Annotated in this window: 22 protein-coding genes and 1 tRNA gene; 3 read left to right on the forward strand and 20 right to left on the reverse strand. The window is 69.6% G+C overall.

Annotated features, from left to right (window positions below; genetic code table 11):
• Nucleotides 1–7: 7 nt before the first annotated feature.
• From atpE to ACH4U8_RS04640, 18 genes are all read right to left on the reverse strand, one after another.
• Complete coding sequence (atpE, locus tag ACH4U8_RS04555) at nt 8–241, reverse strand: ATP synthase F0 subunit C (RefSeq protein ID WP_174861358.1); 234 nt, start codon at nt 239–241, stop codon at nt 8–10.
• Nucleotides 242–320: 79 nt separating this feature from the next.
• Entirely contained in the window at nt 321–1,136 is an 816-nt protein-coding gene (atpB, locus tag ACH4U8_RS04560; protein ID WP_360318901.1) for a F0F1 ATP synthase subunit A, read from the reverse strand.
• A gap of 86 nt (nt 1,137–1,222) precedes the next feature.
• Nucleotides 1,223–1,405 (reverse strand): AtpZ/AtpI family protein, encoded by a 183-nt coding sequence (locus ACH4U8_RS04565; RefSeq protein ID WP_020549132.1) that lies wholly within the window; start codon nt 1,403–1,405, stop codon nt 1,223–1,225.
• Nucleotides 1,406–1,538: 133 nt separating this feature from the next.
• Nucleotides 1,539–1,943, reverse strand: coding sequence for a hypothetical protein (locus tag ACH4U8_RS04570; protein ID WP_360318904.1), 405 nt, complete (start codon nt 1,941–1,943; stop codon nt 1,539–1,541).
• Nucleotides 1,944–2,140: 197 nt separating this feature from the next.
• Entirely contained in the window at nt 2,141–3,496 is a 1,356-nt protein-coding gene (locus ACH4U8_RS04575; RefSeq protein ID WP_360318906.1) for an MraY family glycosyltransferase, read from the reverse strand.
• A gap of 210 nt (nt 3,497–3,706) precedes the next feature.
• Nucleotides 3,707–4,990 carry a serine hydroxymethyltransferase gene (gene glyA, locus ACH4U8_RS04580; protein ID WP_360318908.1) on the reverse strand — a complete coding sequence of 428 codons (1,284 nt, stop codon included), beginning with the start codon at nt 4,988–4,990 and terminating at the stop codon, nt 3,707–3,709.
• Between the two features lie 139 nt (nt 4,991–5,129).
• Complete coding sequence (locus ACH4U8_RS04585; protein ID WP_379988075.1) at nt 5,130–5,780, reverse strand: low molecular weight phosphatase family protein; 651 nt, start codon at nt 5,778–5,780, stop codon at nt 5,130–5,132.
• Entirely contained in the window at nt 5,777–6,424 is a 648-nt protein-coding gene (locus ACH4U8_RS04590; protein WP_360318914.1) for an L-threonylcarbamoyladenylate synthase, read from the reverse strand. The genes ACH4U8_RS04585 and ACH4U8_RS04590 overlap by 4 nt, the downstream gene beginning before the upstream one ends.
• 94 nt (nt 6,425–6,518) lie before the next feature.
• Nucleotides 6,519–7,364: a peptide chain release factor N(5)-glutamine methyltransferase gene (gene prmC, locus ACH4U8_RS04595; protein WP_360318917.1), complete on the reverse strand. Its 846-nt coding sequence runs from the start codon at nt 7,362–7,364 to the stop codon at nt 6,519–6,521.
• 10 nt (nt 7,365–7,374) lie between these two features.
• Nucleotides 7,375–8,442, reverse strand: coding sequence for a peptide chain release factor 1 (prfA, locus tag ACH4U8_RS04600; protein ID WP_020549125.1), 1,068 nt, complete (start codon nt 8,440–8,442; stop codon nt 7,375–7,377).
• Nucleotides 8,443–8,597: 155 nt separating this feature from the next.
• Complete coding sequence (gene rpmE, locus ACH4U8_RS04605; protein ID WP_355543038.1) at nt 8,598–8,822, reverse strand: 50S ribosomal protein L31; 225 nt, start codon at nt 8,820–8,822, stop codon at nt 8,598–8,600.
• A gap of 210 nt (nt 8,823–9,032) precedes the next feature.
• Nucleotides 9,033–11,150, reverse strand: coding sequence for a transcription termination factor Rho (rho, locus tag ACH4U8_RS04610; RefSeq protein WP_395775807.1), 2,118 nt, complete (start codon nt 11,148–11,150; stop codon nt 9,033–9,035).
• Nucleotides 11,151–11,724: 574 nt separating this feature from the next.
• Nucleotides 11,725–12,639 carry a homoserine kinase gene (gene thrB / locus ACH4U8_RS04615; protein WP_360318923.1) on the reverse strand — a complete coding sequence of 305 codons (915 nt, stop codon included), beginning with the start codon at nt 12,637–12,639 and terminating at the stop codon, nt 11,725–11,727.
• 467 nt (nt 12,640–13,106) lie between these two features.
• Nucleotides 13,107–14,189 carry a threonine synthase gene (gene thrC, locus ACH4U8_RS04620; protein ID WP_395775808.1) on the reverse strand — a complete coding sequence of 361 codons (1,083 nt, stop codon included), beginning with the start codon at nt 14,187–14,189 and terminating at the stop codon, nt 13,107–13,109.
• Nucleotides 14,190–14,196: 7 nt separating this feature from the next.
• Nucleotides 14,197–15,489 (reverse strand): homoserine dehydrogenase, encoded by a 1,293-nt coding sequence (locus tag ACH4U8_RS04625; protein WP_395775809.1) that lies wholly within the window; start codon nt 15,487–15,489, stop codon nt 14,197–14,199.
• Nucleotides 15,490–15,809: 320 nt separating this feature from the next.
• On the reverse strand, nt 15,810–17,198 hold the full coding sequence (lysA, locus tag ACH4U8_RS04630) for a diaminopimelate decarboxylase (protein ID WP_379988074.1): 1,389 nt from the start codon (nt 17,196–17,198) through the stop codon (nt 15,810–15,812).
• A gap of 214 nt (nt 17,199–17,412) precedes the next feature.
• The gene (argS, locus tag ACH4U8_RS04635) at nt 17,413–19,065 is read right to left on the reverse strand and encodes an arginine--tRNA ligase (protein ID WP_395775810.1); all 1,653 of its coding nucleotides are present in this window, start codon (nt 19,063–19,065) and stop codon (nt 17,413–17,415) included.
• Nucleotides 19,066–19,117: 52 nt separating this feature from the next.
• Complete coding sequence (locus tag ACH4U8_RS04640) at nt 19,118–19,603, reverse strand: response regulator transcription factor (RefSeq protein WP_395775997.1); 486 nt, start codon at nt 19,601–19,603, stop codon at nt 19,118–19,120.
• A 128-nt stretch (nt 19,604–19,731) separates the two neighbouring features.
• On the opposite strand from ACH4U8_RS04640, the gene ACH4U8_RS04645 reads away from it, so the two are divergent.
• Nucleotides 19,732–19,803: transfer RNA gene (locus ACH4U8_RS04645), tRNA-Arg, on the forward strand.
• Between the two features lie 268 nt (nt 19,804–20,071).
• Here the strand turns inward: ACH4U8_RS04645 and ACH4U8_RS04650 are convergent.
• Complete coding sequence (locus ACH4U8_RS04650; RefSeq protein ID WP_395775811.1) at nt 20,072–20,332, reverse strand: hypothetical protein; 261 nt, start codon at nt 20,330–20,332, stop codon at nt 20,072–20,074.
• 212 nt (nt 20,333–20,544) lie between these two features.
• Here ACH4U8_RS04650 and ACH4U8_RS04655 point away from each other — a divergent pair, with 212 nt between their 5' ends.
• Nucleotides 20,545–21,252 carry a GntR family transcriptional regulator gene (locus ACH4U8_RS04655; protein WP_395775812.1) on the forward strand — a complete coding sequence of 236 codons (708 nt, stop codon included), beginning with the start codon at nt 20,545–20,547 and terminating at the stop codon, nt 21,250–21,252.
• Nucleotides 21,249–21,578: a hypothetical protein gene (locus ACH4U8_RS04660; protein ID WP_395775813.1), complete on the forward strand. Its 330-nt coding sequence runs from the start codon at nt 21,249–21,251 to the stop codon at nt 21,576–21,578. Before ACH4U8_RS04655 ends, ACH4U8_RS04660 begins: the two co-directional genes overlap by 4 nt.
• 173 nt (nt 21,579–21,751) lie before the next feature.
• Here the strand turns inward: ACH4U8_RS04660 and ACH4U8_RS04665 are convergent, their stop codons facing one another.
• On the reverse strand, nt 21,752–23,425 hold the full coding sequence (locus tag ACH4U8_RS04665; RefSeq protein WP_395775814.1) for an SWIM zinc finger domain-containing protein: 1,674 nt from the start codon (nt 23,423–23,425) through the stop codon (nt 21,752–21,754).
• Nucleotides 23,426–23,842: the final 417 nt, after the last annotated feature.

A 23,842-nucleotide genomic window follows, 5' to 3' on the forward strand; every position in this document is an offset into this window, starting at 1 on the left:
GGATTGATCAGGTGCCGTAGACGAACGGCATGACGACGCCGATGAGGGCGAGCGCCTCGGCGAGGGCGAAGCCGAGCAGCATGTTCTGGCGGACCAGACCGGCAGCCTCGGGCTGACGGGCCATGGCCTGGACACCGTTACCGAAGATGATGCCGATACCGATGCCGGGGCCGATCGCGGCGAGGCCGTAGCCGATGGAACCGAGGCTGCCCGAGACGCCGTCGGCGGCGAGGTTCATCATGGGAACTGATCCTTTTTTCGAGGCCGATGGACGATCCACCGGACGACGGTCGAGGAGGGAAAGGGGTCTGCGGGGTCTCTCAGTGCTCGGCTTCGAGCGAGCTGGAGATGTAGGAGGCCGCGAGCAGCGTGATGATGTACGCCTGCAGCGCCTGAATCATCAGCTCGAAAGCGGTCAGGATGACGACCACGATGAACGAGGTCGCCGAGAAGAGCGCCCCGATGTGGAAGCCGAGCAGGTACCAGGCGCCGACGCTGAAGGTGACGATCAGCATGTGTCCGGCGAACATGTTCGCGAACAGTCGGACCGCCATGGTGAACGGCCGGGTGATCAGACCCTGGAGCAGCTCGATCGGCGCGAGGAGGAAGTAGATCGCCTTCGGCAGACCGGGCGGGAACATCATGTTCTTGAAGTAACCGACGAAGCCCTGGTTCTTGATACCGAGGACGAGGTAGGTCACGTACACGACGCCGACGATCGATGCCGGGAAAGCGATGCGCGAGGTCGCGGGGAACTGGGCGAACGGGATGATCGCCATCACGTTCATGACCCAGACGAAGAAGAAGATGGAGAACAGGAAGGGGACGTAAGGGTCGCCCTTCTTTCCCATCGTCTCCCGCGAGATGTTGTCGCGGACGAACAGGTAGCCCAACTCGCCGACGTTCTGCGCGCCGCGCGGGACCATCTTGGGCTTGGCGAAGGCCGACCAGAAGAAGCCGATCACCAGCAGCATCGAGATGAGCGCGAGCAACATCGGCTTCGTGAAGTCGAAGGCCCCGATGGAGAAGATCGGCTTGAACTCGAAGACGTTCAGCCCGGGCGAGGGGAAGCCGCACCCGGAGAACAGGTGACATCCGCTCTCGCTGGCGAGCGTCTGGACGTCAGCAGTCACCACCGACTCCTTCGTCGTGAAGCATGATTTCGGCTACCTCGATGTGTCGGCGTGGCGAGGGCCACGGAGCGGCACGCAACAGGGCCCGGTCAGGAGGACCTGCCGTGGCGGACAAAGACAAGAACCAGGGACAGAGCGATTCCGACGACCAGGCCGATCGGCAGGAACAGGGCGGAGTGGCCCGTCCACCGGTCGATCAGCCAGCCGATGCCGCCGTAGAACAGCATGCCGCTCAGCAGGTAACCGACACTCGACCATGCGGCACCGTCCATCGCCCGATTCTCTCGGTCCGGTGGACGGGGGCCTCTCTCGCTCATGACGCCCCGGACATTAGCAGTACCTGCGTCGCGTCTACATACCCGGCCCGCGAACCCCGTGCCGAGTGCGACCGGCGTGGTGCGTAGGTCATCGCTCTCCGTCCGGTTCGACATAGGCGATCTTCAGTCGGGTGAAGATCCAGACCTGCGAGGCGACCCAAACCAGCGTGGCCCCGAGAATCGTGAGTCCGAACACCTTCGTGTCGAATGCCTTGGTGTCCTTGAACAGGAACAAAACCAACCCCAGCAGCAGGATCTGCACGATGTACGTGAAGAGCGCCATGTTCATCATCATCAAGGGGTTGTCGCGCGAGATACGCCCGATCGCGACCTGGCCGATCGCGAAGAAGGCCAGGACGACGACGGTGGCGAACACCGCGCCGAGCAGTCCTTTGCCACCGGCCGCGAAGAAAGCCGCGATGGCCGCGATTACTCCGGCGGCGGTCGTGAACACGACCGAGCCTCGGAGAAGGCGGACGTCGTTGGCCTGCATGTCGGTGACTCCGGCATCAAGTGGGGGGCAAGGAGTGGATCAGTCGTCCCGCCAAGCGCTCGGAACGACGCAACGCTCGGGACTGGCCGTGAGGTATCAGAACCCTCGTTGCTGGGGGTTCATCGGCTGTTGATCCTGGTTCGTGAACGATATCACAAACTATTTGAGCAGAGCTTTACCCGTTCGTGTGTACAAGCTCACAGCCTTCCACCACCCTTTCGCGTCCCTCTCCCCACCGGCAAATCCGCAGGTCGGGAGGGGTCTGCGGGATTTCGTGAGGGGCCTGTGGCGGGTGTGGCGGTTGCTCCGTTCAGCCGTACGCCGTCTGATTCGCCGGGAACCATCCGCTCGACCGGAACGTTCGCGCCGCGCCCGCGACGACGCAGCCTGCGATAGCGCGGCGGGACCACCTGGTGCAGCTCGGTGGGCACATGCGGCTTGAACCACGGCAACATCAGGATCACCAGGCCCAGGACGATCAGCCCCAGGCCCGCGTAGACGATCGGACGCCGTTCCGGGCGGACCGAGATGAGCACGGTGAACGACGCGATCAAACCGGACCAGAAGTACATGATCAGCACCGCGCGGCTGTGCGAGTGGCCGATCTCCAGCAGCCGGTGGTGCAGGTGGCCCTTGTCCGCGGCGAACGGCGAGCGCCCCGCCCAGCCGCGTCGACCGACCGCCATCACCAGGTCCATCAGCGGCACCACCAGCACCGCGAACGGCAACACCAGCGGAATGTAGACCGGCACCAGCTTGTGCGTCGTGAAGGTCAGCGAGCCGTCGTTTTGCGCGACGATCGCGCCCGGGTCGATCCGACCGGTCACGGTGACCGCAGCGGCGGCCAGCATCAGGCCGATCAACATCGAGCCGGAGTCGCCCATGAAGATCCGCGCGGGGTGCAGGTTGTGCGGCAGAAAGCCCAGGCACATCCCGACCAACAGCGCGGTGAACAAGGTCGGCGCGGCGGCACTGGAGACGCCGTACCCGAACCAGAGCCGGTAGGAATAGCCGAAGAAGGCGAGCGCGGCGATGCACACCATGCCGGCCGCGAGGCCGTCCAGGCCGTCCACGAAGTTCACCGCGTTGATCGTGATGACCACTATCCCGATGGTCAGCAACGTGCCCTGGGTCGGCGTCAGCCCGACCGTGCCGTAGCCGGGGATGGGCAGCCACAGGATGACGATGCCCTGCCAGACCATCACGCCCGCGGCGAGCGCCTGACCGAGCAGCTTGATGATCGCGTCGACGCCCCATTTGTCGTCGATCACCCCGAGCACCGAGATCAGCGTGCAGCCGGACAGCAGTGCCTGCACGTCGGTCGAGGAGATGAACACGTCCTGGAGCACCGGCAGATGCCGGGCGACCAGCAGGCCCGCGCACAATCCGCCGAACATCGCCAAGCCGCCCAGGCGCGGCGTCGGCTCCTTGTGCACGTCCCGCGCGCGGATCTCGGGCATCGCGCCCGCGGCGATGGCGAACCGGCGGACCGCGCCCGTCAGCAGGTAGGTCACCGCAGCGGCGACGAACAGCGTGAGCAGGTATTCGCGCAAGACTCAACCGTCCCCGGCTTCGGCACATCCCAGCGGCAGCACGGGCATCAGACTAGACGTGCCGCCGCTCCCCGGGAGAATCACCAATCTTCACCGGCGAGGGACGATCGCACAATGCTCGGTGGCGCCGCCACCGGCCCGTCGCCCCACACGTAACCACAGTCCCCCCGGTCCCAGCCACCCCGTGGGCGGGTTTGCCGGATACGCACCTCACCGACGCGGGTACGCCGGACGGGTGGCGACGAGTTCGCCGACCGCGACCCGCACCTCGCGCAGCACGCCTTCGTCGTCCTCGCGCACCGCCCGGCCGATCAGCAGGGCGATCTCCTTCATGTCCGTCTCGGTCATGCCCTGCGTGGTCACCGCGGCCGTGCCGACCCGGATCCCGGACGCGATCATCGGCTTGACCGGGTCGAACGGGACCGCGTTCTTGTTCAGCGTGATGCCCGCCCGCTCGCAGCGGCGCTCCGCGTCGCTGCCGCTGACCCCGATCGGGCGCAGGTCCAGCAGCGCGAGGTGGGTGTCGGTGCCGCCGGAGACCGCCCGCAGACCCTCCGCCTGCAAACCCTGGGTCAGGGCCTGCGCGTTGGCCACCACGCGTCGTGCGTACACCCGGTACGCCGGGGTCGACGCCTCGCCCAGTGCGACCGCCTTCGCCGCCACCGCGTGCATGTGCGGGCCGCCCTGGCTGAACGGGAACACCGCCCGGTCGATCCGGTCGGCGAGTTCCTCCCGGCACAGGATCAGCCCGCCGCGCGGACCGCGCAGCACCTTGTGCGTGGTGCAGGTGACGATGTCCGCGAACGGGATCGGCGAGGGCACCGCGTCGCCCGCGACCAGGCCGATGAAGTGGGCCGCGTCCACCATCAGGTAGGCACCCACCTCATCGGCGATCTGTCGAAATGCCGCGAAATCGACAAGTCGCGGATATGCGGTCGCGCCGCACACGATCAGCCGCGGCCGATGCGCCCGAGCCAGCTCCCGGACCCGGTCGTAGTCGATGCGCTCGTCGCTCTCCCGCACCCCGTAGGCGACCGCGTGGAACCAGCGGCCGGAGAAGTTCACCCGGGAGCCGTGGGTGAGATGGCCGCCGTGCGGCAGCGACATGGCCAGGATCGTGTCGCCCGGTACCAGCACCGCCGCGTAGGCCGCCAGGTTCGCGGCCGTGCCCGAGTGCGGCTGCACGTTGGCGTGTTCGGCGCCGAACAGGGCGCGGGCCCGGCGTACGCCCAGTTCCTCGGCCCGGTCCACCTCGGCGCAACCGCCGTAGTAGCGCCGTCCGGGGTAGCCCTCGGCGTATTTGTTGGCGAGCGTGCTGCCGAGTGCGGCCAGCACCGCCGGGGAGGTGAAGTTCTCGCCGGCGATCAGTTGCAGGCCGCCGCGTTGCCGGGCCAACTCGCCCAGGAGCACCTCGGCGATCTCCGGATCCGCCTCGTGCAGGGCGGCGAAGTCCGGCCCCCAGAAGGGAGTTGGCGTGGAGTCGGGAGTGCCCATGGGACTGCTCCTCAAGGCCGCAGGGACGGTCTCCACCATAGGCCGGGGGTCGGGGCACCGACAGGCTCTTCGCGGGCCGATTCGGGCCCGTTGCCGCCCGCGCGAGGCGTCCGCTCACGGCCCGCGCGCCGACGCTCGGTCAGAGGCTGTGCGCGGGGTGACCGGTGAGCGCGGTGAGCACCGGGTCCAGGGCCGATCCGATGTCGGAGGCACAGGCCCGGAAGACGCTCAGCGGCGCGCCGTACGGGTCGGCCACCTCGTCCCACTCGGGATCGGGCGCGGCCAACCGACCCCGCAGCGCCGCCGCGGCCCGCACCAACGAGCGACCGCGCTGGACCAGATCACGCTCGGGGTAGGGCGCCCGCTCCAGCACCGCGACCAGCCGGGTGAACTCCTTGAGGGTGAACGTGCGCAGGCCCGAGGCATGCCCCATGGACACCACGTGCGCGCGGTGGTCGAGCGTCGCGGTGAGCACCAGGTCCGCCTCGGCGACGTGCTCGTCGAGCAGCTCGCGGCCGTGGAAGTCGCCCGGATCGGCGCCGTATTCGAGCAGCACCTCGGCGGCGTGCGGCTCCATCGGCGCACCCTCGTGCCCCCAGGTCCCGGCGCTCTGCACGCTGAGCCGGACCGCGTCGTCGGCGGCGAGCCGGCGCTCCAGGCCGAGCCGCGCGAGCCGCTCGGCGATCGGCGAGCGACAGATGCTCCCCGTGCACACGAACAGGATCCGAAACGAATCGGCCGCGGACCCGTACGGCCCGTAGGAATGCCCCACGGGTGGTGGCGGGGTCAATTCACGCCCTCCAGGTCGGGTACGACCTCGCGCAACGTGTCCAGCGACAGGGCGCCCTCACGCAACAGCCGGGGGCGGCCGGCGGTCAGATCGATGATCGAGGACGGCGCGGTCGAGGGGCACGTGCCGCCGTCCAGGTACACCGACACCGAGTCGCCGAGCTGGGCCTCGGCCTCGTCGACCGTGGTCGCGGCCGGATTGCCGGAGCGGTTCGCGCTGCTGACCGCCAGCGGGCCGGTCTCGGTGAGCAACTCGATCGCGACCGGGTGCAGCGGCATCCGCACCGCGACCGTGCCGCGCGTATCGCCCAGGTCCCACATCAGCGACGGCTGGTGGAACGCGACGATGGTGAGCGCGCCCGGCCAGAACGCGTCGACCAGTTCCCAACCCACCTCGGGAAAGCCGGTGACCAGTCCGTGCAACGTGTTCGGCGAGCCGACCAGTACGGGCGAGGGCATGTTGCGGCCCCGACCCTTGGCGTCCAGCAACGCGTGCACGGCGTGCGGGGTGAACGCGTCCGCGCCGATGCCGTACAGGGTGTCCGTCGGCAGCACGACCAGGTCGCCGCGCTTGATCGACCCGGTCGCCTCACGCAGCCCGAGCCCACGGTCCATCGCGTCGGAGCAGTCGTAGCGTCGGCTCATCGGGCACTTACCTCCTGAAGCGGTACGGGCGGTACAGGCGATACGGGTGGTACCAGTGGTGCGGGTGCTGCGGGGGTTCTGCGCGGCGCGCGGTTCACGCGCCTTCCTTGCGGGCGGTGGTGAAGCGCGGGCGATTGGTCAGGTCGCGGTGGTCGGCCGCGTCCACCCAACCGGCTTCCTCGTTGAAGATCCATGGCACCGCGCCGCCCTGGGTGTCCGCGTGCTCGACCACCACCAGGCCCCCCGGGCGCAGCAGCCGGTAGGCGGTCTTGGACAGGATCCGGATGAAGTCCAGCCCGTCCGGCCCGGAGAACAGCGCCAGTTCGGGATCGTGGTCGCGGGCCTCGGGCGCCATCTCGTCCCGCTCGTCCAGCGGCACGTAGGGCGGATTGCTGATCACCAGGTCGACCGTGCCGTCCAGGGCCGGCAGCGCGGCGAGCGCGTCGCCCCGATGCAGGATCACCCGCGAGCCGCTCGCGTTGCGCGTGGCGTAGCGGTGGGCGTCCGGGTCCAGCTCGACCGCGTGCACGACCGAGCGCGGCACCTCCTGGGCGACGGCGAGCGCGATCGCGCCGGAGCCGGTGCACAGGTCGACCACGAGCGGCTCGGCCACGTCCATCGCGCGCAGCGCGTCTATCGCCCAGCCGACCACCACCTCGGTCTCCGGGCGGGGCACGAACACGCCGGGTCCCACCTGGAGTTCGAGGTAGCGGAAGAACGCGCGCCCGGTGATGTGCTGCAACGGCTCACGGGCCTCCCGGCGCGCGATGGCCTCCCAGAACCGCGCGTCGAAGTCGCCGTCGGCGACGGTGTGCAGGGCGCCGCGCTTGACGCCGTGCACGAACGCCGCGAGTTCCTCGGCATCGAAGCGCGGAGAGGGAACGCCCGCGTCGGCCAGTCGCAGGGTGGCCTGGGCCACCTCGGCGAGCAGCAGATTCATCTCGTCTCCGTTATTGGTGGGCGAGCCGAGCGGCCATGTCGGCGTCCACACACGCCTGGATGACCGGATCGAGATCGCCGTCGAGCACCTGGTCCAGGTTGTACGCCTTGTAGCCCACGCGGTGGTCGGAAATCCGGTTTTCCGCGAAGTTGTACGTGCGGATGCGCTCGGAGCGGTCCACCGTGCGGACCTGGCTGCGACGCACGTCGGAGGCTTCCTTGTCGGCCTCCTCCTGGGCCGCGGCGAGCATTCTGGCGCGCAGGATGCGCATCGCCGACTCCTTGTTCTGGAGCTGGCTCTTCTCGTTCTGGCAGGAGACCACGATGCCGGTCGGCAGGTGCGTGATGCGCACCGCGGAGTCGGTGGTGTTGACCGACTGGCCGCCGGGGCCGGACGAGCGGTAGACGTCGATGCGCAGGTCGTTGGCATTGATCTCGACCTCGACGTCCTCGGCCTCGGGCAACACCAGGACGCCGGCCGCGGAGGTGTGGATGCGGCCCTGCGACTCGGTGGCGGGCACACGCTGGACGCGGTGCACGCCGCCCTCGAACTTCAGCCGGGCGTAGACGCCCTCGCCGGGTGCGGGGTTGCCCTTGGTCTTGACCGCGACCTGGACGTCCTTGTAGCCGCCGAGATCGGACTCGTTGGATTCGAGGATCTCGGTCTTCCAGCCGGCCCGCTCGGCGTAGCGCAGGTACATCCGCAGCAGGTCGCCGGCGAACAGGGCCGACTCCTCGCCGCCCTCGCCCGCCTTGACCTCCAGGATCACGTCCTTGTCGTCGGCCGGGTCGCGCGGCACGAGCAGCCGGCGCAGCTTCTCCGCGCACTCCTCGCGGCGCTGCTCGGCCTCCTCCGCCTCGGCGGCGAAGTCCGGGTCCTCGGCGACCAGTTCGCGGGCGGCCTCGACGTCGTCGGCGGCACTGGACCACTGCCGGTAGGCGTCCACGATCGGCCCCAGTTCGGCGTAGCGCCGCCCGAGGTTGCGGGCGCGCGTCTGGTCCGTGTGCACGGCCGGATCGGCGAGCTGTCGCTCCAGGTCGGCGTGCTCGGCGAGCAGGTCGTCCATCGCCTCGAACACTGGGGGGCTCCTCTGGGGTATGGCCGCGAACTCGGCGGGATCGGTGTCACGGTGGCGGGATCGGCGGGACGCCGGACGGGCGGACAAACGAACGGCGCCGGAGGAGCGGGCGGACCTTGGACAAGGCCCACCGCTCCTCCGGCGCCGCAGGGTCGCTACTTGTTGCCGGCCACCGGCTGCTTGCCGAAGCGCTTCTCGAAGCGCGCCACACGGCCACCCGTGTCGAGGATCTTCTGCTTGCCCGTGTAGAACGGGTGACACTGCGAACAGACCTCGACGCGGATCTGGCCGCTGGTCGCGGTGCTGTGCGTGGTGAACGTCGAGCCACAGCCACAGGTGACGGTGGTCTCCACGTACTCGGGGTGGATGTCGGGCTTCACAGGAGTCTCCTTGAGGTTCGGGAGGGCGCCGGGTCGTACGCCCGAGCGGGCGTCACGTGAACCGGGGCCGACAGAGCAGTCTGCCAGGAGGGGGCGACCGGACCCAAATCAGGGTCTGTACCGCCCAACCACGATCGAGGTCGTGGCATTCCCTCCCGGCCGACGCCGTGCCTTTGTCTTGTCGTGCGTCGAGACGAGCAGTCGAACGAACTAGTCGTTCGGCATCGGCGTGGTCTTCTGGATCTGCATGAGGAACTCGCCGTTGCTCTTGGTCTTCTTCATCTTGTCCAGGAGCAGCTCGATGGCCTGCTGCTGGTCGAGGGCGTGCAGCACCCGACGCAGCTTCCAGACGACCGCGAGTTCGTCCGAGGCCATCAGGATCTCTTCCTTGCGGGTGCTGGACGCGTCCACGTCCACCGCCGGGAAGATCCGCTTGTCGGCGAGCTTGCGGTCGAGCTTGAGCTCCATGTTGCCGGTGCCCTTGAACTCCTCGAAGATCACCTCGTCCATCCGCGAGCCGGTCTCGACGAGCGCGGTGGCCAGGATGGTCAGCGAGCCGCCGTTCTCGATGTTGCGCGCCGCGCCGAAGAACTTCTTCGGCGGGTAGAGCGCGGTCGAGTCGACACCACCGGACAGGATGCGGCCGGAGGCGGGCGCCGCGAGGTTGTACGCGCGGCCCAGGCGGGTGATCGAGTCGAGCAGCACGACCACGTCGTGGCCCAGCTCGACCAGACGCTTGGCCCGCTCGATGGCCAGCTCGGCGACGATCGTGTGGTCCTCGGCGGGCCGGTCGAAGGTCGAGGAAATGACCTCGCCCTTGACCGAGCGCTGCATGTCGGTGACCTCTTCGGGGCGCTCGTCCACGAGCACGACCATCAGGTGGCACTCGGGGTTGTTCACGGTGATCGCATTCGCGATCGCCTGGAGCACCATCGTCTTGCCCGCCTTGGGCGGCGCGACGATCAGACCGCGCTGGCCCTTGCCGATCGGCGACACGAGGTCGATGATCCGCGTGGTCAGCGCACTGGAGTCGGTCTCCAGGCGGAGCCGGTCCTGCGGGTAGAGCGGGGTCAGCTTGTTGAAGTCGGAGCGCTGCCGCGCCTGTTCCGGCTCCATACCGTTGACCGTGTCCAGCCGCACGAGCGCGTTGAACTTCTCCCGACGCTCGCCGTCGCGCGGCTGACGCACCGCGCCGACGATCGCGTCACCCTTGCGCAGGCCGTTCTTGCGGACCTGGGCGAGCGAGACGTACACGTCGTTGGAGCCGGGCAGGTAGCCCGAGGTCCGCACGAAGGCGTAGTTGTCGAGGATGTCCAGGATGCCCGCGACGGGCACCAGGACGTCGTCGTCGGCCAGCACGGGCTCGTTGGTCTCGAAGCCCTCGCGGCCGCCGCGGCGACGGTTGCGGTCGCGGTAACGGCCACGACGCCGACGGCCGCCGCCCTCGAAGTCGTCGTCCGGACCCATCGGGTCGTTGTCCTGCTGCTGCTGTTGCTGCTGCTTGCCGCGCTCGCCGCCACGATCGGCCCGCTCGGCGCGGTCGTTGCCGCGCTCGCCACGCTCGCCGCGCTCGTTGTTGTTGCGGTCGCCGCGCTCGGCCCGCTCGCCACGCTCCGGGCGCTCGGCGCGCTCGCCGCCGCGCTCGTTGTTGCGCTCGCCGCGGTCGCGCCGGTTCTGGCCGCGCTCGCGACGCTCGCGGCGGCCTTCCCGCTCGCCGCCCTCGCGCTGCTCGCCCTGGTCGTCACCGGCGCCGGGGCGCTCGGCACGCTCGGTGCGCTCGCCGCGGCGGCGGGTCGGGGCCTCGGTGGCCTCGGCCGTCGCCTCGCCCTGCTCACGCCGGGTGCGGCCGTTGGTGGGCGCCTCGGCGGCGGCCTGCTCGGGAATCTCGATCTGCGGTGCCTCGACCGCGACCCGCGTGCGGGCGGCGCGACGGGCCCGGGTGGGCGCCTCCGCGACCGGTGCCTCGGCGGGCGCCGCTGCTGCCGGGGCGGCCTCGGCGGGCGCCGCGCCGTTGTCGGCGGCGACGGCGGCGGCCTTGGCCCGGGTGGCCCGGGCGGGCTTCGTGGCGGCAGCGGGAGCGGCGTCCGAACCACCCTGCTTCGCCTGGATGGCCTCGATCAGCTGGCTCTTGCGCATGCGACCGGTGCCGCTGATGCCCAGACCGGTGGCGACCTGCTGCAGCTCCGCCAGCACCATGCCGTTGAGGCCGGTGCCCGTCGAGCGGCGGCGCCGCGTGGCGGGAGCGGGGGCGTCCGCGGTGGCAGCCGCGTCACCCGAGGCGGACGCGGCCTGTGGCGTTGCGTCCATGAGTTCGGTGGTGTCGCTCACGAAGGGTCCTTCCCTGGAGCGGGCGTCGGCCTTGAGGGGGCTCGGCGACCGGTTGTGCTGTCCGTCCCGCTTCCAGTGCGGTCCGGTGCGGTGGTCCGCCGGATGGCGGGAATCGTCGAAAATGTGCCCAGTACTGCGAGGATCGGGCTCATGTGTGCCTGTGGGGGCTCGTATTCCTGTAGGGGCTCGATTTCCTGGAGAGGAAAAGCCCTCGGGTCCCCGGGATGAGCTCGACGCGGCGCGGTGGTTCCGCCGGTCTGTTTCGGGGAGCCACGTTCGTCACGAAGGACAGGCAGGAGGGGAGACTCCCAAAGGATCGTGGCCACAGAGCACCGAACGCGCCCAACCCTATGCGGGTGGGGGATCTGGTGCGGTGATGACGCTAACACTACCGGACCCAAGAGACATTCCCCCACCCCATCGCTCCCCCGGCGCAGCCCTTTTTTCCAGCGGTAGTGCAGTGGAGTGAACGGGCCCACCACCGTCGCCGACCGCTCGCCCGGCCACGCCGGGTCCGCCGTCGGGCCGGCTCCCGCCTACCGGGCGTACTGCCAACGAACAGCGAGTACGCAGGTCACGCCAGTGGCATGACGCTTGCTCCGGCCCCGTCCACATCCAGTTGCCGAACCACCCAATCGGGCCCGGCGCTGCCGATCGCCTCGTCCACGCGGTCGTGCGTGACCAGGGCGAGCACGGTCGGCCCCGCGCCGGAGACGACCGCAGCCATCCCCTGTGCGCGCAGCTTGTCGATCAATTCGGCGCTCGCGGGCATCGCGGGCGCACGGTAGGTCTGGTGCAGCCGGTCCTCGGTCGCGGCGAACAGCAGGTCCGGACGCGAGGTCAGCGCGGTGACCAGCAGGCCGGCGCGCCCCGCGTTCGCCGAGGCGTCGCGATGCGTCACCTTGGCCGGCAGCAGACCGCGCGCGACCTCGGTGGACAGTGGAACCGCGGGTACGAACACGACGGGAGATATACCCCGGTCGGGGGTCGATCGCACCGCCTTGGGGCCGTCCTCGTCGGTCCAGGCGATGGTGAAGCCGCCGAGCAGGCACGCCGCGACGTTGTCCGGGTGGCCTTCGAGCTCGGTCGCCAGGGCCAGGGTGGCCTCGTCGTCGAGCCGTTCGGCGCCGCCTATCGTCAGCGCCCGGGCCGCGATCACGCCGGCGCAGATGGCCGCAGCGGACGAGCCCAGTCCGCGCCCGTGCGGGATGCGGTTGGCACACACGACGTCCAGGCCGGGCGGTCGGCCGCCCATCGCCTCGAACGCGGCGTAGGCCGCGCGCACGACCAGGTGGTTCTCGTCCCGGGACAGGTCGTCGGCGCCCTCGCCTGCGATGTCGATCGACAAACCCTCGTCCGCGACCCGGACGGCGACGTCGTCGTACAGTCCGAGCGCGAGTCCGAACGCGTCGAACCCGGGGCCCAGGTTGGCGCTCGTGGCCGGGATGCGAACCCGGACGGGGGCGGCACGGAATGCGGGGCCGGCCATACGCGTGGACACTCCTCCTCGTGGAGTTCCGGGCACCTTCACGGGACGGTCCGAACCGGTGGCGCATTCGGGAAATCGCGGGTGCTGCGGAACGGCAGGAACAGACGCGAGACTCGGGCGACATGCGCCGCGGAACGAGTGCAAAGTCGCGTCCGGTGATCAGCCTACCGAAGGTGCGTTCCCTCGCGGGACACCGTAACCACCGCGTCGTGGGATTGGTACCGGAATCGGGATCGAAAGGGTCCGGGAGCGGTCGACGGATGATCATCGACCGTCCCGGTGTGTTCCCGTGTACGGCAAAGGTGGGGCGCGACCGCTTTCGGCGGCGGGTGCCGGGTCGGCTTTCCCGGAGTCGGCTTCCCGGACCGGGGCCGAATTTTTCTACCGGTGCCGGGGTGCGGCGGCGCGGGTCGCTTTCCGGCCGGGTGCCGGGAGCGGGCGTCCGCGCCGCCGATGGGTGTCGCGGGTCAGCCGAGGCCGAGTTGTGCGGCTGCGGCAGAGGCGTCGATCGGGACCACGACGGGCTTGGGCGCGCCGGCCACCGCCCAGTCCGGGTCCTTGAGGCCGTTGCCGGTGACCGTGCAGACGATCCGCTGGCCCGGGTCGACGCGACCCTGATCGGCCGCCTGGAGCAATCCGGCCACACTCGCGGCGGACGCCGGCTCGACGAAGACGCCCTCCTGCGCGGCCAGGAGGCGATACGCCGAAAGGATCTGACGGTCGGTCACCGACTCGATGTGGCCCCCCGATTCGTCCCGCGCGGCGATCGCGAAGTCCCACGAGGCGGGGTTGCCGATCCGGATCGCGGTGGCGATCGTCTGCGGCGAGAGCACCGGCGCGCCGTTGACCAGCGGTGCCGAACCGGCCGCCTGGTAGCCCCACATGCGGGGGCGGCGGGCGGACAGGCCGTCGGCCGCGTATTCGTTGTAGCCCTTCCAGTACGCGGTGATGTTGCCCGCGTTGCCCACCGGAAGCACGTGGATGTCGGGCGCGTCGCCGAGCATGTCGACGATCTCGAAGGCGGCGGTCTTCTGGCCCTCGATGCGGACCGGGTTGACCGAGTTCACCAGCGCGACCGGATACTTTTCGGCCAGATCGCGGGCGAGCGTGAGGCAGTCGTCGAAGTTGCCGTCGACCTGGAGGATGCGCGCGCCGTGCACCAGGGCCTGGCCCATCTTGCCCAGCGCGATCTTGCCCTGCGGCACCAGCACGGCGCAGACCATCCCGGCGCGCACCGCGTAGGCGGCGGCGGAGGCCGAGGTGTTGCCGGTGGACGCGCAGATGACCGCCCGGGCGCCCTCCTCCTTGGCCTTGGAGATCGCCATCGTCATGCCGCGGTCCTTGAAGGACCCGGTCGGGTTGGCGCCCTCGACCTTGAGGTGAACCTCACATCCCGTGCGCTCGGAGAGCACCTGGGCCGGGACCAGCGGCGTACCACCCTCACGCAGGGTGACCACGGGTGTGTTCACCGAGACCGGCAGACGGTCGCGGTATTCCTCGATGACCCCGCGCCACTGAGTGGTGCGGACGCCTTCCTTGAGCGCGCTCACGGTCCCTCTACTCCCCTTCGACCCGCATGATGCCGGCGATGTCACGGACGATGTCCATACCGCGCAGATCGGCGACGGTCGCCGCGAGCGCGGCGTCGGTCGCGGTATGGGTGACGATCACGAGTGTGGCATCCCCGTCCCGGCCCTGTTGACGGACCGTGTCGATGGACACGTCGTGCTGGGCGAATACCGCGGCCACCTGGGACAGCACGCCGGCCCGGTCGGCCACGTCCAGGCTGAGGTGGTAGCGGGTGCGGACGATGCCCACCGGCTGCGGGGTCAGCTGTGCGTAGGCCGACTCGCCGGGCCCGGTCGCGCCGGAAAGCTTGTTCCGGCAGACCGCGACCAGGTCGCCGAGCACCGCGCTCGCGGTCGGCGCGCCGCCCGCGCCGGGGCCGTAGAACATCAACTGGCCGGCCGCCTCGGACTCGACGAAGACCGCGTTGTACGCCTCGCGCACGGACGCGAGCGGGTGCGTACGCGGGAGCATCGCCGGGTGCACGCGGGCACTCACGCTCTGCCCGTCGGCGCCGCGCTCGCAGATCGCCAGCAGCTTGACCACGCAGTCCATCGCCTTGGCACTGGCCACGTCGGCGGCGCTGACCTCGGTGATGCCCTCGCGGTACACGTCGGCGGCGGTCACCCGGGTGTGGAACGCCAGACCGGCCAGGATCGCGGCCTTGGCGGCGGCGTCGAAGCCCTCGATGTCGGCGGTGGGGTCGGCCTCGGCATAGCCCAGCGCGGTGGCCTCGTCGAGCGCCTCGGCGAAGCCCGCACCGGTGGAGTCCATCCGGTCCAGGATGAAGTTGGTGGTGCCGTTGACGATGCCCAGGACCCGTTCGACCTTGTCCCCGGCGAGCGACTCGCGCAGCGGACGCAGCAGCGGGATCGCGCCGGCGACGGCGGCCTCGTAGTAGAGGTCCACGCCGTGTTTCGCGGCGGCGGCGTGCAGCGTGGAGCCGTCCTCGGCCAGCAGCGCCTTGTTGGCGGAGACCACCGAGGCGCCGTGCTCCATCGCGGACAGGATCAGGCCGCGGGCGGGCTCGATGCCGCCGATCACCTCGACCACCACGTCGATGTCGTCGCGTTTGACCAGTTCCACCGCGTCGGTGGTGATCAGCGCGGGGTCGATGCCCGCGCGCTCGCGCCCGGCCCGGCGCACGGCCACGCCGGCGAGCTCGATCGGGGCCCCGATTCGGGCGGCGAGGTCGGTCGCGTGCGTCGTCATGATGCGGGCCACTTCGGAGCCGACCACACCACAACCGAGCAGCGCCACCTTCAGCGGCTGCGTACGCATCATCCGACCTCACTTCTCGAAGACAAAGGTTGTCCGAGTCTGCCGTCCGGGGGAATTCCGGAGACAGGCAGTGCCGACAAGTGTCGCTCGGATCATGGGCCGAACCAGGGCCGGTCCAGGATCCGAGACGACAATTCTTGCGGCCTCACAGGCGGGCCGCGGGATTTTCTCCCGGGCCCGGGGGCCACCGCGGGGTGACCCCCGATCATTGCGTTGCTCTTGTTTCGTTGTGCTGCGTTGCGTTTCTTCGCTCTTGTTTCGTTGCTGTTGTTTCGTTGTTCTCGTCCTGCCGCCGGCGGCGGCGCTCGGTTGCCGGAGTCCGCTCAGCCGATGTCGAGGCGGAGCAGGTCCTCCTCGGTCTCGCGCCGCACGATCACGCGTGCGCTGCCGTCGTGCACCGCGATCACCGGCGGGCGGGTCACGTGGTTGTAGTTGCTCGCCATCGAGCGACAGTAGGCGCCGGTGGCGGGCACCGCGAGCAGATCGCCGGGGGCCAGGTCGGCGGGCAGGTAGGCGTCCTTGACGATGATGTCGCCGGACTCGCAGTGCCGACCCACCACGCGGGAGAGCATCGGCGCCGCGTCGCTCGCGCGTGAGACGAGCGTCACGCTGTACTCGGCGTCGTAGAGCGAGGTGCGGATGTTGTCCGACATCCCGCCGTCCACGCTGACGTAGGTGCGCAGGCCCTCCAGCGGCTTGATCGTGCCCACCTCGTACAGCGTGAAGGTGCCGGGCCCGGCGATCGCGCGGCCGGGTTCGACCGACAGACGCGGCACCGCCAGGCCGGCGGTGGCACACTCGCGGCGCACGATGTCCAGCAGCGAGGCGGCGATCACCGCGGGCGACTGCGGGTCGTCGGCGGAGGTGTAGGCGATGCCCAGGCCGCCGCCGAGGTCGATCTCGGGCAGTTCGACGCCGTGCTCGTCGCGCACCGCGACCAGCAGGCCGACCACCCGGCGCGCGGCGACCTCGAAGCCGGCCGTGTCGAAGATCTGCGAGCCGATGTGCGAGTGCAGGCCGACCAGTTCGAGAGACTCGAGCTTGCGGATCCGGCGCACCGCCTCGGCCGCTCGGCCGTCGGCAAGCGAGAAGCCGAACTTCTGGTCCTCGTGCGCGGTGGCGATGAACTCGTGGGTGTGCGCCTCGACCCCGACGGTGATCCGGACCAGCACCTTCTGCGTGACGCCGCGCCGGTCGGCCAGGAAGGCCAGCCGGCTGATCTCCTCGAACGAGTCGACCACGATCCGGCCGACGCCGACCTCCAGCGCGCGGTCCAGCTCGGCCCCGGACTTGTTGTTGCCGTGGAAGGCGATCCGGGCCGGGTCCATGCCGGCGGACAGTGCGACGGCCAGCTCGCCGGCGGTACACACGTCCAGGTTCAGGCCCTCCTCGGCGATCCAGCGCACCAGCGCGCGGCACAGGAACGCCTTGCCCGCGTAGAACACGTCGGCGCCCTCGAACGCCTCGCGCCAGGCGCGGCAGCGGGCCCGGAAGTCGGCCTCGTCGAGGATGTAGGCGGGCGTACCGAACTCCCGGGCGAGTTCGCGCACGTCCAGGCCGGCGATGGTGACCACGCCGTCGGCGCCGCGCTCGGCGCCGGCGGGCCAGATCTTCGGGTCGAGCAGGGTCAGATCCTCGGGCGCGATCGGCGGCGCGCCGTCGGGCAGGACGTCCGCGTGGCGGGGACCGGCGGGGTGGGCGGAGCGGCTCATGTCGTGGTGCTCCCCGTGGGGTGAGGGCGTCGGTGTGGGGTGGGTGGTGTGCGGCGGTGTGGCGGGGGCGGCGGTTTGCGTGTGGTGCCGCGGCGGGTGCCTGCGGTGGGGCGGTGGGTGGCGTGCGGTGGGTGGCGGCCCGTGGTCGGGAACGGCCGAAGGCCGGGCATGTGCCCGGCCTTCGGCCTGTCGTCGCCTGCGTTGTGACGATCCGTCACATGCGCTCGGGGGCGGACACCCCGAGCAGGGCGAGGCCGTTGGCCACCACGGTTTTCGTGGCCTCGGCCAACCACATTCGGGCGTGCGTCAGGTCGGTGACCTCTTCCTCGCCCTTGGGCAGGATCTGACAGTGGTCGTAGAAGCGGTGGTACGTGCCGGCCAACTGCTCCAGGTAGCGCGCGACGTGGTGCGGCTCGCGCATCTCGGCGGCCTTGGCGACCACCCGCGGGAACTCGCCGAGCATGCCGAGCAGGTCGGACTCCCACTCGCTGGACAGCAGCTCGGGCTTGAACTCGCCCTTGACGATGCCGCGTTCGGCCGCCTTGCGCTCGACGGCGGACATCCGGGCGTGCGCGTACTGAACGTAGAACACGGGGTTCTCGTTCTTGTGCGACGTGAGGATGTCGATGTCCAGCGTGATGGTGGAGTCGGTGGACGAGCGCGCCAGCGAGTACCGCGCGGCGTCGACGCCGATCCACTCGACGACGTCGTCGATGGTGATGATGTTGCCCGCGCGCTTGGACATCCGGACCTCTTCGCCGGCGCGCATCATCTTCACGAACTGGCCGACGATGATCTCGATGTTGCGCTCGGGGTCGTCGCCCGCGCAGGCCGCGATCGCCTTGAGCCGCCCGACGTAGCCGTGGTGGTCGGCGCCGAGCATGTAGACGGCGACCTCGTTGCCGCGGTCGCGCTTGTTCAGGTAGTACGCGGCGTCGGAGGCGAAGTAGGTCTTCTCGCCGTCGGACTTGATCAGGACCCGGTCCTTGTCGTCCCCGTAGTCCGTGGTGCGCAGCCAGATCGCGCCGTTGTCGTCGTAGACGTGGCCCTGCTCGCGCAGCCGCTCGATCGCCTTCTCCACCGCGCCGGATTCGTGCAGCGTGGTCTCGGAGAACCACACGTCGAAGTGCGCGCCGAAGTTCTCCATCGAGCGCTGGATCTCGGCGACCATCAGCTTGAGCCCGGTGGCCCGGAAGACCTTCTCCTGCTCGGCCTCGGCCAGGCTCAGCACATCGGGCTGCTCGGCGAGGATGTCGGCGGCGATGTCGTTGATGTACGCACCGACGTAGCCGTCCTCGGGGACGGGCCGACCGTTCGCCGCCGCCATCAGCGACTTGCCGAACTTGTCGATCTGCACGCCGGCGTCGTTGATGTAGTACTCGGTGGTCACGTCCGCGCCGGACGCGCGCAGGATCCGCCCGAGCGAGTCGCCGACGGCGGCCCAGCGCACGCCACCGATGTGGATCGGCCCGGTCGGGTTCGCCGACACGAACTCCAGGTTGATCTTGAGCCCGTCGAACGCGTTGTTGCTGCCGTACTCGGCGCCGGCCTCGACGATGGAGCGGGCCAGCTCGCCCTGGGTGGCGGTGTCGAACGTGATGTTCAGGAACCCGGGGCCGGCGACGTCGACCTTGGCCACACCGGGCGCCTGCGCGATCCGCACGGCCAGCAACTCGGCGATCTCGCGCGGCGGTCGCTTGGCCGGCTTCGCGAGCTGCAACGCGATGTTCGTCGCGTAGTCCCCGTGCTCGCGGTTCTTGGGTCGCTCGACCGTCGTGCTCTCGGGCACGGCAACGGCGAGCTCGCCCGCCTCGACGGCGGCACGAACCGCGGACAACACTGACTGCGAAAGCTCTGCGGGGGTCACGGGCACAAGCGTAGGCGACCCGCGGACCAACCCACCCGGCGGGCGGGGTCGGTCATTCGGGTGAGACTTCCGCCGGGGAACCGGGTGGGGGATCGAGCGGGCCGTCGGCGACGGAATCCGGCCCGGGCTCGGGCTCGGGCTTCTGCTCCGGCTCCGGCTCCGGCTCCGGCGACAACGCGCGCACGAGCCGAATCAACTGCTCGGGATGAAACGGCTTGGTCAGATACCCGTCGACCCCCACCGCCCGAGCCCGCGAAAAATCCTCGTCCTGCGCACAGGCACTGATCATCAATATCTTCAACCCACTGGTCCGCGGATCCGCCCGCAACCGAGCGGCAGTCCCGATCCCATCCAAATGCGGCATCACCACATCGAGCGTGACCAGATCCGGCCGGACCTCGTGCACGAGCCGCAAACACTCCTCACCATCACACGCGGTACTCACCACGAACCCCTCCAGCCGCAGATTGACCGCGATCAGCCGCCGAATCACCTCGTCGTCATCCACGACAAGCACCCGCGCCGCCTCACCACCAATCCCGCCCACGCCAGTGAGATTAGGCCCCCCACCCCCACCCGCGGGCCCGATCCGCACATCTCGCCCCCGCCTCCCCCCAACCCCTTCGCAACCCACTCCCCGGAGCTGGTAATGTTCACGTCACCCGAGCCCCTGTAGCTCAGGGGATAGAGCAACGGCCTCCGGAGCCGTGTGCGCAGGTTCGAATCCTGCCAGGGGCACACAGCGTCACCAGGATCAGCAGCCACGAAGCCACGTGAGCTGCTGTTTTTGTTTTCCGGCCTCTTTTCCGCCGTCACGATGTGCGTCGCTTCGCGGAGGCGAAAGCAGGCGTTGGACGGCCGTCGTGCAACATGCGTGCGATGATCTGGAGGCTTTTTCCGCAGGTCAGAGTGAGTTTCCGGCGTATCTGCGGCAAGGCCCGGACACGACGAACGCTCCGGATCACTCTGGGGCTTCCTGGCGCCTGACGGCTGGTCCGTCGTCTGGTCAGGCGTCGTCGTCGAGGCCGTCCGAGATGCGCTTGTTGATCGGGTCGCGCTGTCCGTCGATGCACTTGGCGTAGAACTTCAGGAGCGCGTCCGCGGAGTGGCCGAGCCGTTCCGCGACTTCGGTTGCAGGCGCTCTCGCGTTCAGTCGGAGCGAGGTGCAGGTGTGCCGAAGGTTGTACGGCCGAGCTGGCAAGGGTGACGTGACCTGCTTCTCGGTGAGCGCAATGGGCGGCGGCGCTTTCTCGACCCACGCGACCACCTTGGCGATCTCACGGGGCCGATCGATCTCACGACGTATCGGGGGCGACAGGAAGGACCGGAGCGTTTTGACGTCGGGCCGCCCCTAGGCGTCGGGCACGAGCGTCGGAGGGCGGTGGTGAGGGAATCCGTCACGTCCAGCGTCATGCCGTGCGGGATGCTGCCCGGAGGGGGAATGAATCGCGCTCCCCGCAGCAGGACCGGAGGGAAGCCATGGAGCCCGCTCGCTACCACGAGATCACGGACTTTCTGCGTGACCGGATCATGGATGGCACGCTCCCGGCGGGACAACGGCTGCCGAGCGAGGAGGAGTTGGCGAAGGAGTTCGGGGTGTCCCGCCCGACGGTCCGGCAGGGCATCACCGAGCTTCGTGTGGCCGGGTTGGTCGAGGTGTTGATGGGTCGCGGGATGTTCGTGCGCTCTCCGCACGCCAGGCCGAACACGACGCGGCCACGTGGGGTTCGCCGGGACCGGGGCGGGCGGTACGTCGAAGCCGACGCCATCCGCCGGACCACCCGGGACGAGCCGACCGCGACCCGCACCGGCGCGCGCTTGGCGTTGGTCGACGTGTTGCCCGTGCCGCCGGGCGACCCGATGTTCACCGACGACGAGTGGCAGACCGCCGAGCACGGCCGGCTGTGCCGGGTCCGCCGGACGTACGTCCCTTTCTCGGTCCTGGAGAACACGCCCTACTCCGATACCGCCCCGCGGCTCGGCCACGGCCTGCACTGGAGCGAGAACGTCCGCAGTCGCATGCCGCTCCCCGACGAGGCCACTTCGCTTCACCTGGCGGACGGGGCACCGCTCGTCCACGTGCTGCGACTGACCTCGGACCAGCACGAACGGCCCCTCGTGCTGGCGGAGTTCGGGATCTCCGGTGACGATCTGGAGATTTCCTGCGGATTCGGCCGCTCTTCATGAGCGAGGCGCGGCCGCTCGCGGAGGCCCTCCCGGAGCTTCACAGCGAATTGCTCAGGCTGCTGCATGGGGCGGCCGAGCATTCGTTGGCCGACGATCTCCGCAGGGTGGAGTTCCACGACTGGTGCGACTGCGGGGACGACTTCTGCCAAGGCTTCAGGACGGTGTCGGATCGGGAAATCTTCTACGGTCCCGGTCATCGCATGGTCTGCCTGCTCGGAGAGGACGACCACGCCATGATCAACCTCGACGTGGTCCACGGGTCCGTGGTCTACATCGAGATCCTCTACCGACCGCAGCTCAAGGCCCAACTCCGGGCACCGGCCTGAAACGCTTTCGAACGTGCGAGAACCCCCGCTCGGGCCACCGGGCGCGAGGTCTCTGTTTCGGCCGGAGAACAAGAGAAGAAACCGGCCGAGCTTTGGTCGGGCCGGCGCCGGACGATCGTCACGCGCCGGTTCCCGAGCCCGCACCGCGAGGGCGCTCCATGAGGCTTTGGCACTCAGATGAGGCCGCGGCGGGTGAGTTCGGCGGTCAGGTTTCGTTTGCGGTGGTGTTCGGTGCGCAGGGTGGTGAAGTGCTCTTGCCACTCGGGCTCTCGGTCGGCGGTTCGGGATATGTCTCGGGCGCGTACGAGCAGGTCGGCGGCTCGGGCGTAGGCGTGGTTGCCTGTTGCCTTGATGAGGACTGCGGCTTCGCGTAGGTAGATGTGCATGGCTTCGGCGGGGCGGGTGGTTCGGCAGGCTTCGGCAAGGTTCAGCCAGTGGTCGAGGTTGGCGCCGAAGGTTTCGGCCGCGGTCCAGGCCTGGTCGTATTCCTGTTCGGCGAGCAGGACGTCGATCAGGACTCGGGCTGCCCAGGTGCCGGTGGGCCGCTCGGCGGCTGCGTCGCGCAGTAGGTGCAGGGTCTCGGCGCGGTAGTGGTCGAGTTCGCCGATCGCCCGGGCGGCTTCCAGGACTTGGTGGTGGAGCGCGACGCTTGGCCGGTGGCGGAATTGCTGCCGGCGGATCTTCAGGGTGTCCGCCTCCCGGCCCTCGGCGCTGTATCGCTGCGTCAGGTAGTCGGCGAGGCGGGATTCGTCCGGGTGTTCGGCGAAGCCGCGTTCGGCCCAGGTGAGGGCTTCGTCGTTGCGGTCGGCGGCGGTGAGGACCTCGGCTATGCGGAGGTAGGCGTAGCCGTGGGTGAGGTTGTCGGCGATTGCCTCGACCTGCGCGTCCGTGTCGTTTCGTACTTCGGCCAGATCTTGCCGGAGATGTTGGATCAACCATCGGTCCGCGTCGTGGGTGGAGTCGCCCTCCTGTACGGCGCGCAGCCGAGCGGCGTAGTGCGTGATTCCGGTGTCCCCCAGCGACTCGGCGTAGTCCCGGATCGCCAGTTCCGGCCAATCGTGGTTCGCGAGTTGGAAGGCGAGCAGCCAGTCGGCGAGTTCGGCGGGGTCGGGCGAGGTGGCGGCGCACGCTGCGGCGTGCAATTCCGCCAGGGCCTCGCCTTCCACCGTGATGCCGCCGTCGGAGTCGTCGATCTCGCCGAGTGCCCCGCCGATCAGGGCCAGGGCACGGCCGGAGAGGTCCATGACGGCGACGTGGTGGCCGCCCTCGTACAGCTCCCGCAGCGTCTCGGCGATGTCGGCGACCGCCTCGGCGTAGGCGTACGCGCCGTGCCGGTCCAGGTAGCCGTAGGTGCGGAGCGCGCGGCCCAGGTGCTCGCGAATCGAGGTGATGTCCGGGCCGGCCCCGCCGTCGGTGCGCGCCGCGCGCAGGGTGAGCCGGCGGCGCAGGTCGGGATCGTTGCGGGCCGCCTCGTCGAGGAGGTCGACGAGTTCGTGGGGGTCGAGTGAGGCCAGGTAGGCGCGGAGGTCGAACGGGGCGGCCTGGGCCTCCTCTACCGGGCGGGCCGCGACGGACCGAAGGAAGACGAGGCCGACGGCGACGCAGTGCTTGCAGAAGTGGCCCTGCTCGCCGTATGGGCAATCGCAGTCGCCGATGAGACCGTCCGCCCCGTATTCGAGGGCGACCGCGTAGGTGTCGTTTCCGTACACGACGGCGGAAACGTAACCCGGATCCTCTTCGATCAGATTCGCGACCGCACCGAGGTAGCCCTCACCGCGCCCGTACGACTTGGCGCCGGCGGCGTCGAGGAGGTCCTGTTCGGTGAATGGGAGGCGTGGTACCGACATGGCTTCATCAAACCGTACGTCCCCATGCCGAATGTGCTGTTCGCCGACTGGAGGGATTACCGGAGCACTTCTCGGACGTACCGAGCACTCCCCGGGCGTACCGGAGCGCTTCCCCGACGTACCGGAGCACTTCCCGGACGTACCCGCGAGGTGACGCAGGAGTTCAAGAGGCTTGCGTGCTCCGAGACTTCGGCCAAGAAAGTCGCGCCGACCGGCCCGGCTCGCGCATGACTCGCAGCGCCGATTTCGCCCATGCCGTGCCGGGTTCGCGGATGCGGTGGAGTTCGGCCCCGTTGTCGGAGGAGGCGGTCTCTCGGGTCGGGCAGTCCTTGGCTTCGAGGCGACGGCGGGGCCGCGCCGGCGGTCCGGACGTCTCGTCGCCGGCCGGCGACGATGACCGCTCGGGCGTGGGGTGGG

Source organism: Embleya sp. NPDC020886, from assembly GCF_044333915.1.
GTDB lineage: Bacteria > Actinomycetota > Actinomycetes > Streptomycetales > Streptomycetaceae > Embleya.

Bases quoted from the DNA above. Each gene is read 5' to 3' on its own strand.
- atpE (WP_174861358.1), bottom strand. From the start codon at position 241: ATGATGAACCTCGCCGCCGACGGCGTCTCGGGCAGCCTCGGTTCCATC.
- thrB (WP_360318923.1), bottom strand. From the start codon at position 12,639: ATGGCCGGCCCCGCATTCCGTGCCGCCCCCGTCCGGGTTCGCATCCCG.
- ACH4U8_RS04660 (WP_395775813.1), top strand. From the start codon at position 21,249: ATGAGCGAGGCGCGGCCGCTCGCGGAGGCCCTCCCGGAGCTTCACAGC.
- ACH4U8_RS04665 (WP_395775814.1), bottom strand. From the start codon at position 23,425: ATGTCGGTACCACGCCTCCCATTCACCGAACAGGACCTCCTCGACGCC.
- ACH4U8_RS04565 (WP_020549132.1), bottom strand. From the start codon at position 1,405: ATGGACGGTGCCGCATGGTCGAGTGTCGGTTACCTGCTGAGCGGCATG.
- ACH4U8_RS04570 (WP_360318904.1), bottom strand. From the start codon at position 1,943: ATGCAGGCCAACGACGTCCGCCTTCTCCGAGGCTCGGTCGTGTTCACG.
- ACH4U8_RS04590 (WP_360318914.1), bottom strand. From the start codon at position 6,424: ATGAGCCGACGCTACGACTGCTCCGACGCGATGGACCGTGGGCTCGGG.
- lysA (WP_379988074.1), bottom strand. From the start codon at position 17,198: ATGAGCCGCTCCGCCCACCCCGCCGGTCCCCGCCACGCGGACGTCCTG.
- glyA (WP_360318908.1), bottom strand. From the start codon at position 4,990: ATGGGCACTCCCGACTCCACGCCAACTCCCTTCTGGGGGCCGGACTTC.
- ACH4U8_RS04655 (WP_395775812.1), top strand. From the start codon at position 20,545: ATGGAGCCCGCTCGCTACCACGAGATCACGGACTTTCTGCGTGACCGG.
- prmC (WP_360318917.1), bottom strand. From the start codon at position 7,364: ATGAATCTGCTGCTCGCCGAGGTGGCCCAGGCCACCCTGCGACTGGCC.
- ACH4U8_RS04625 (WP_395775809.1), bottom strand. From the start codon at position 15,489: ATGATGCGTACGCAGCCGCTGAAGGTGGCGCTGCTCGGTTGTGGTGTG.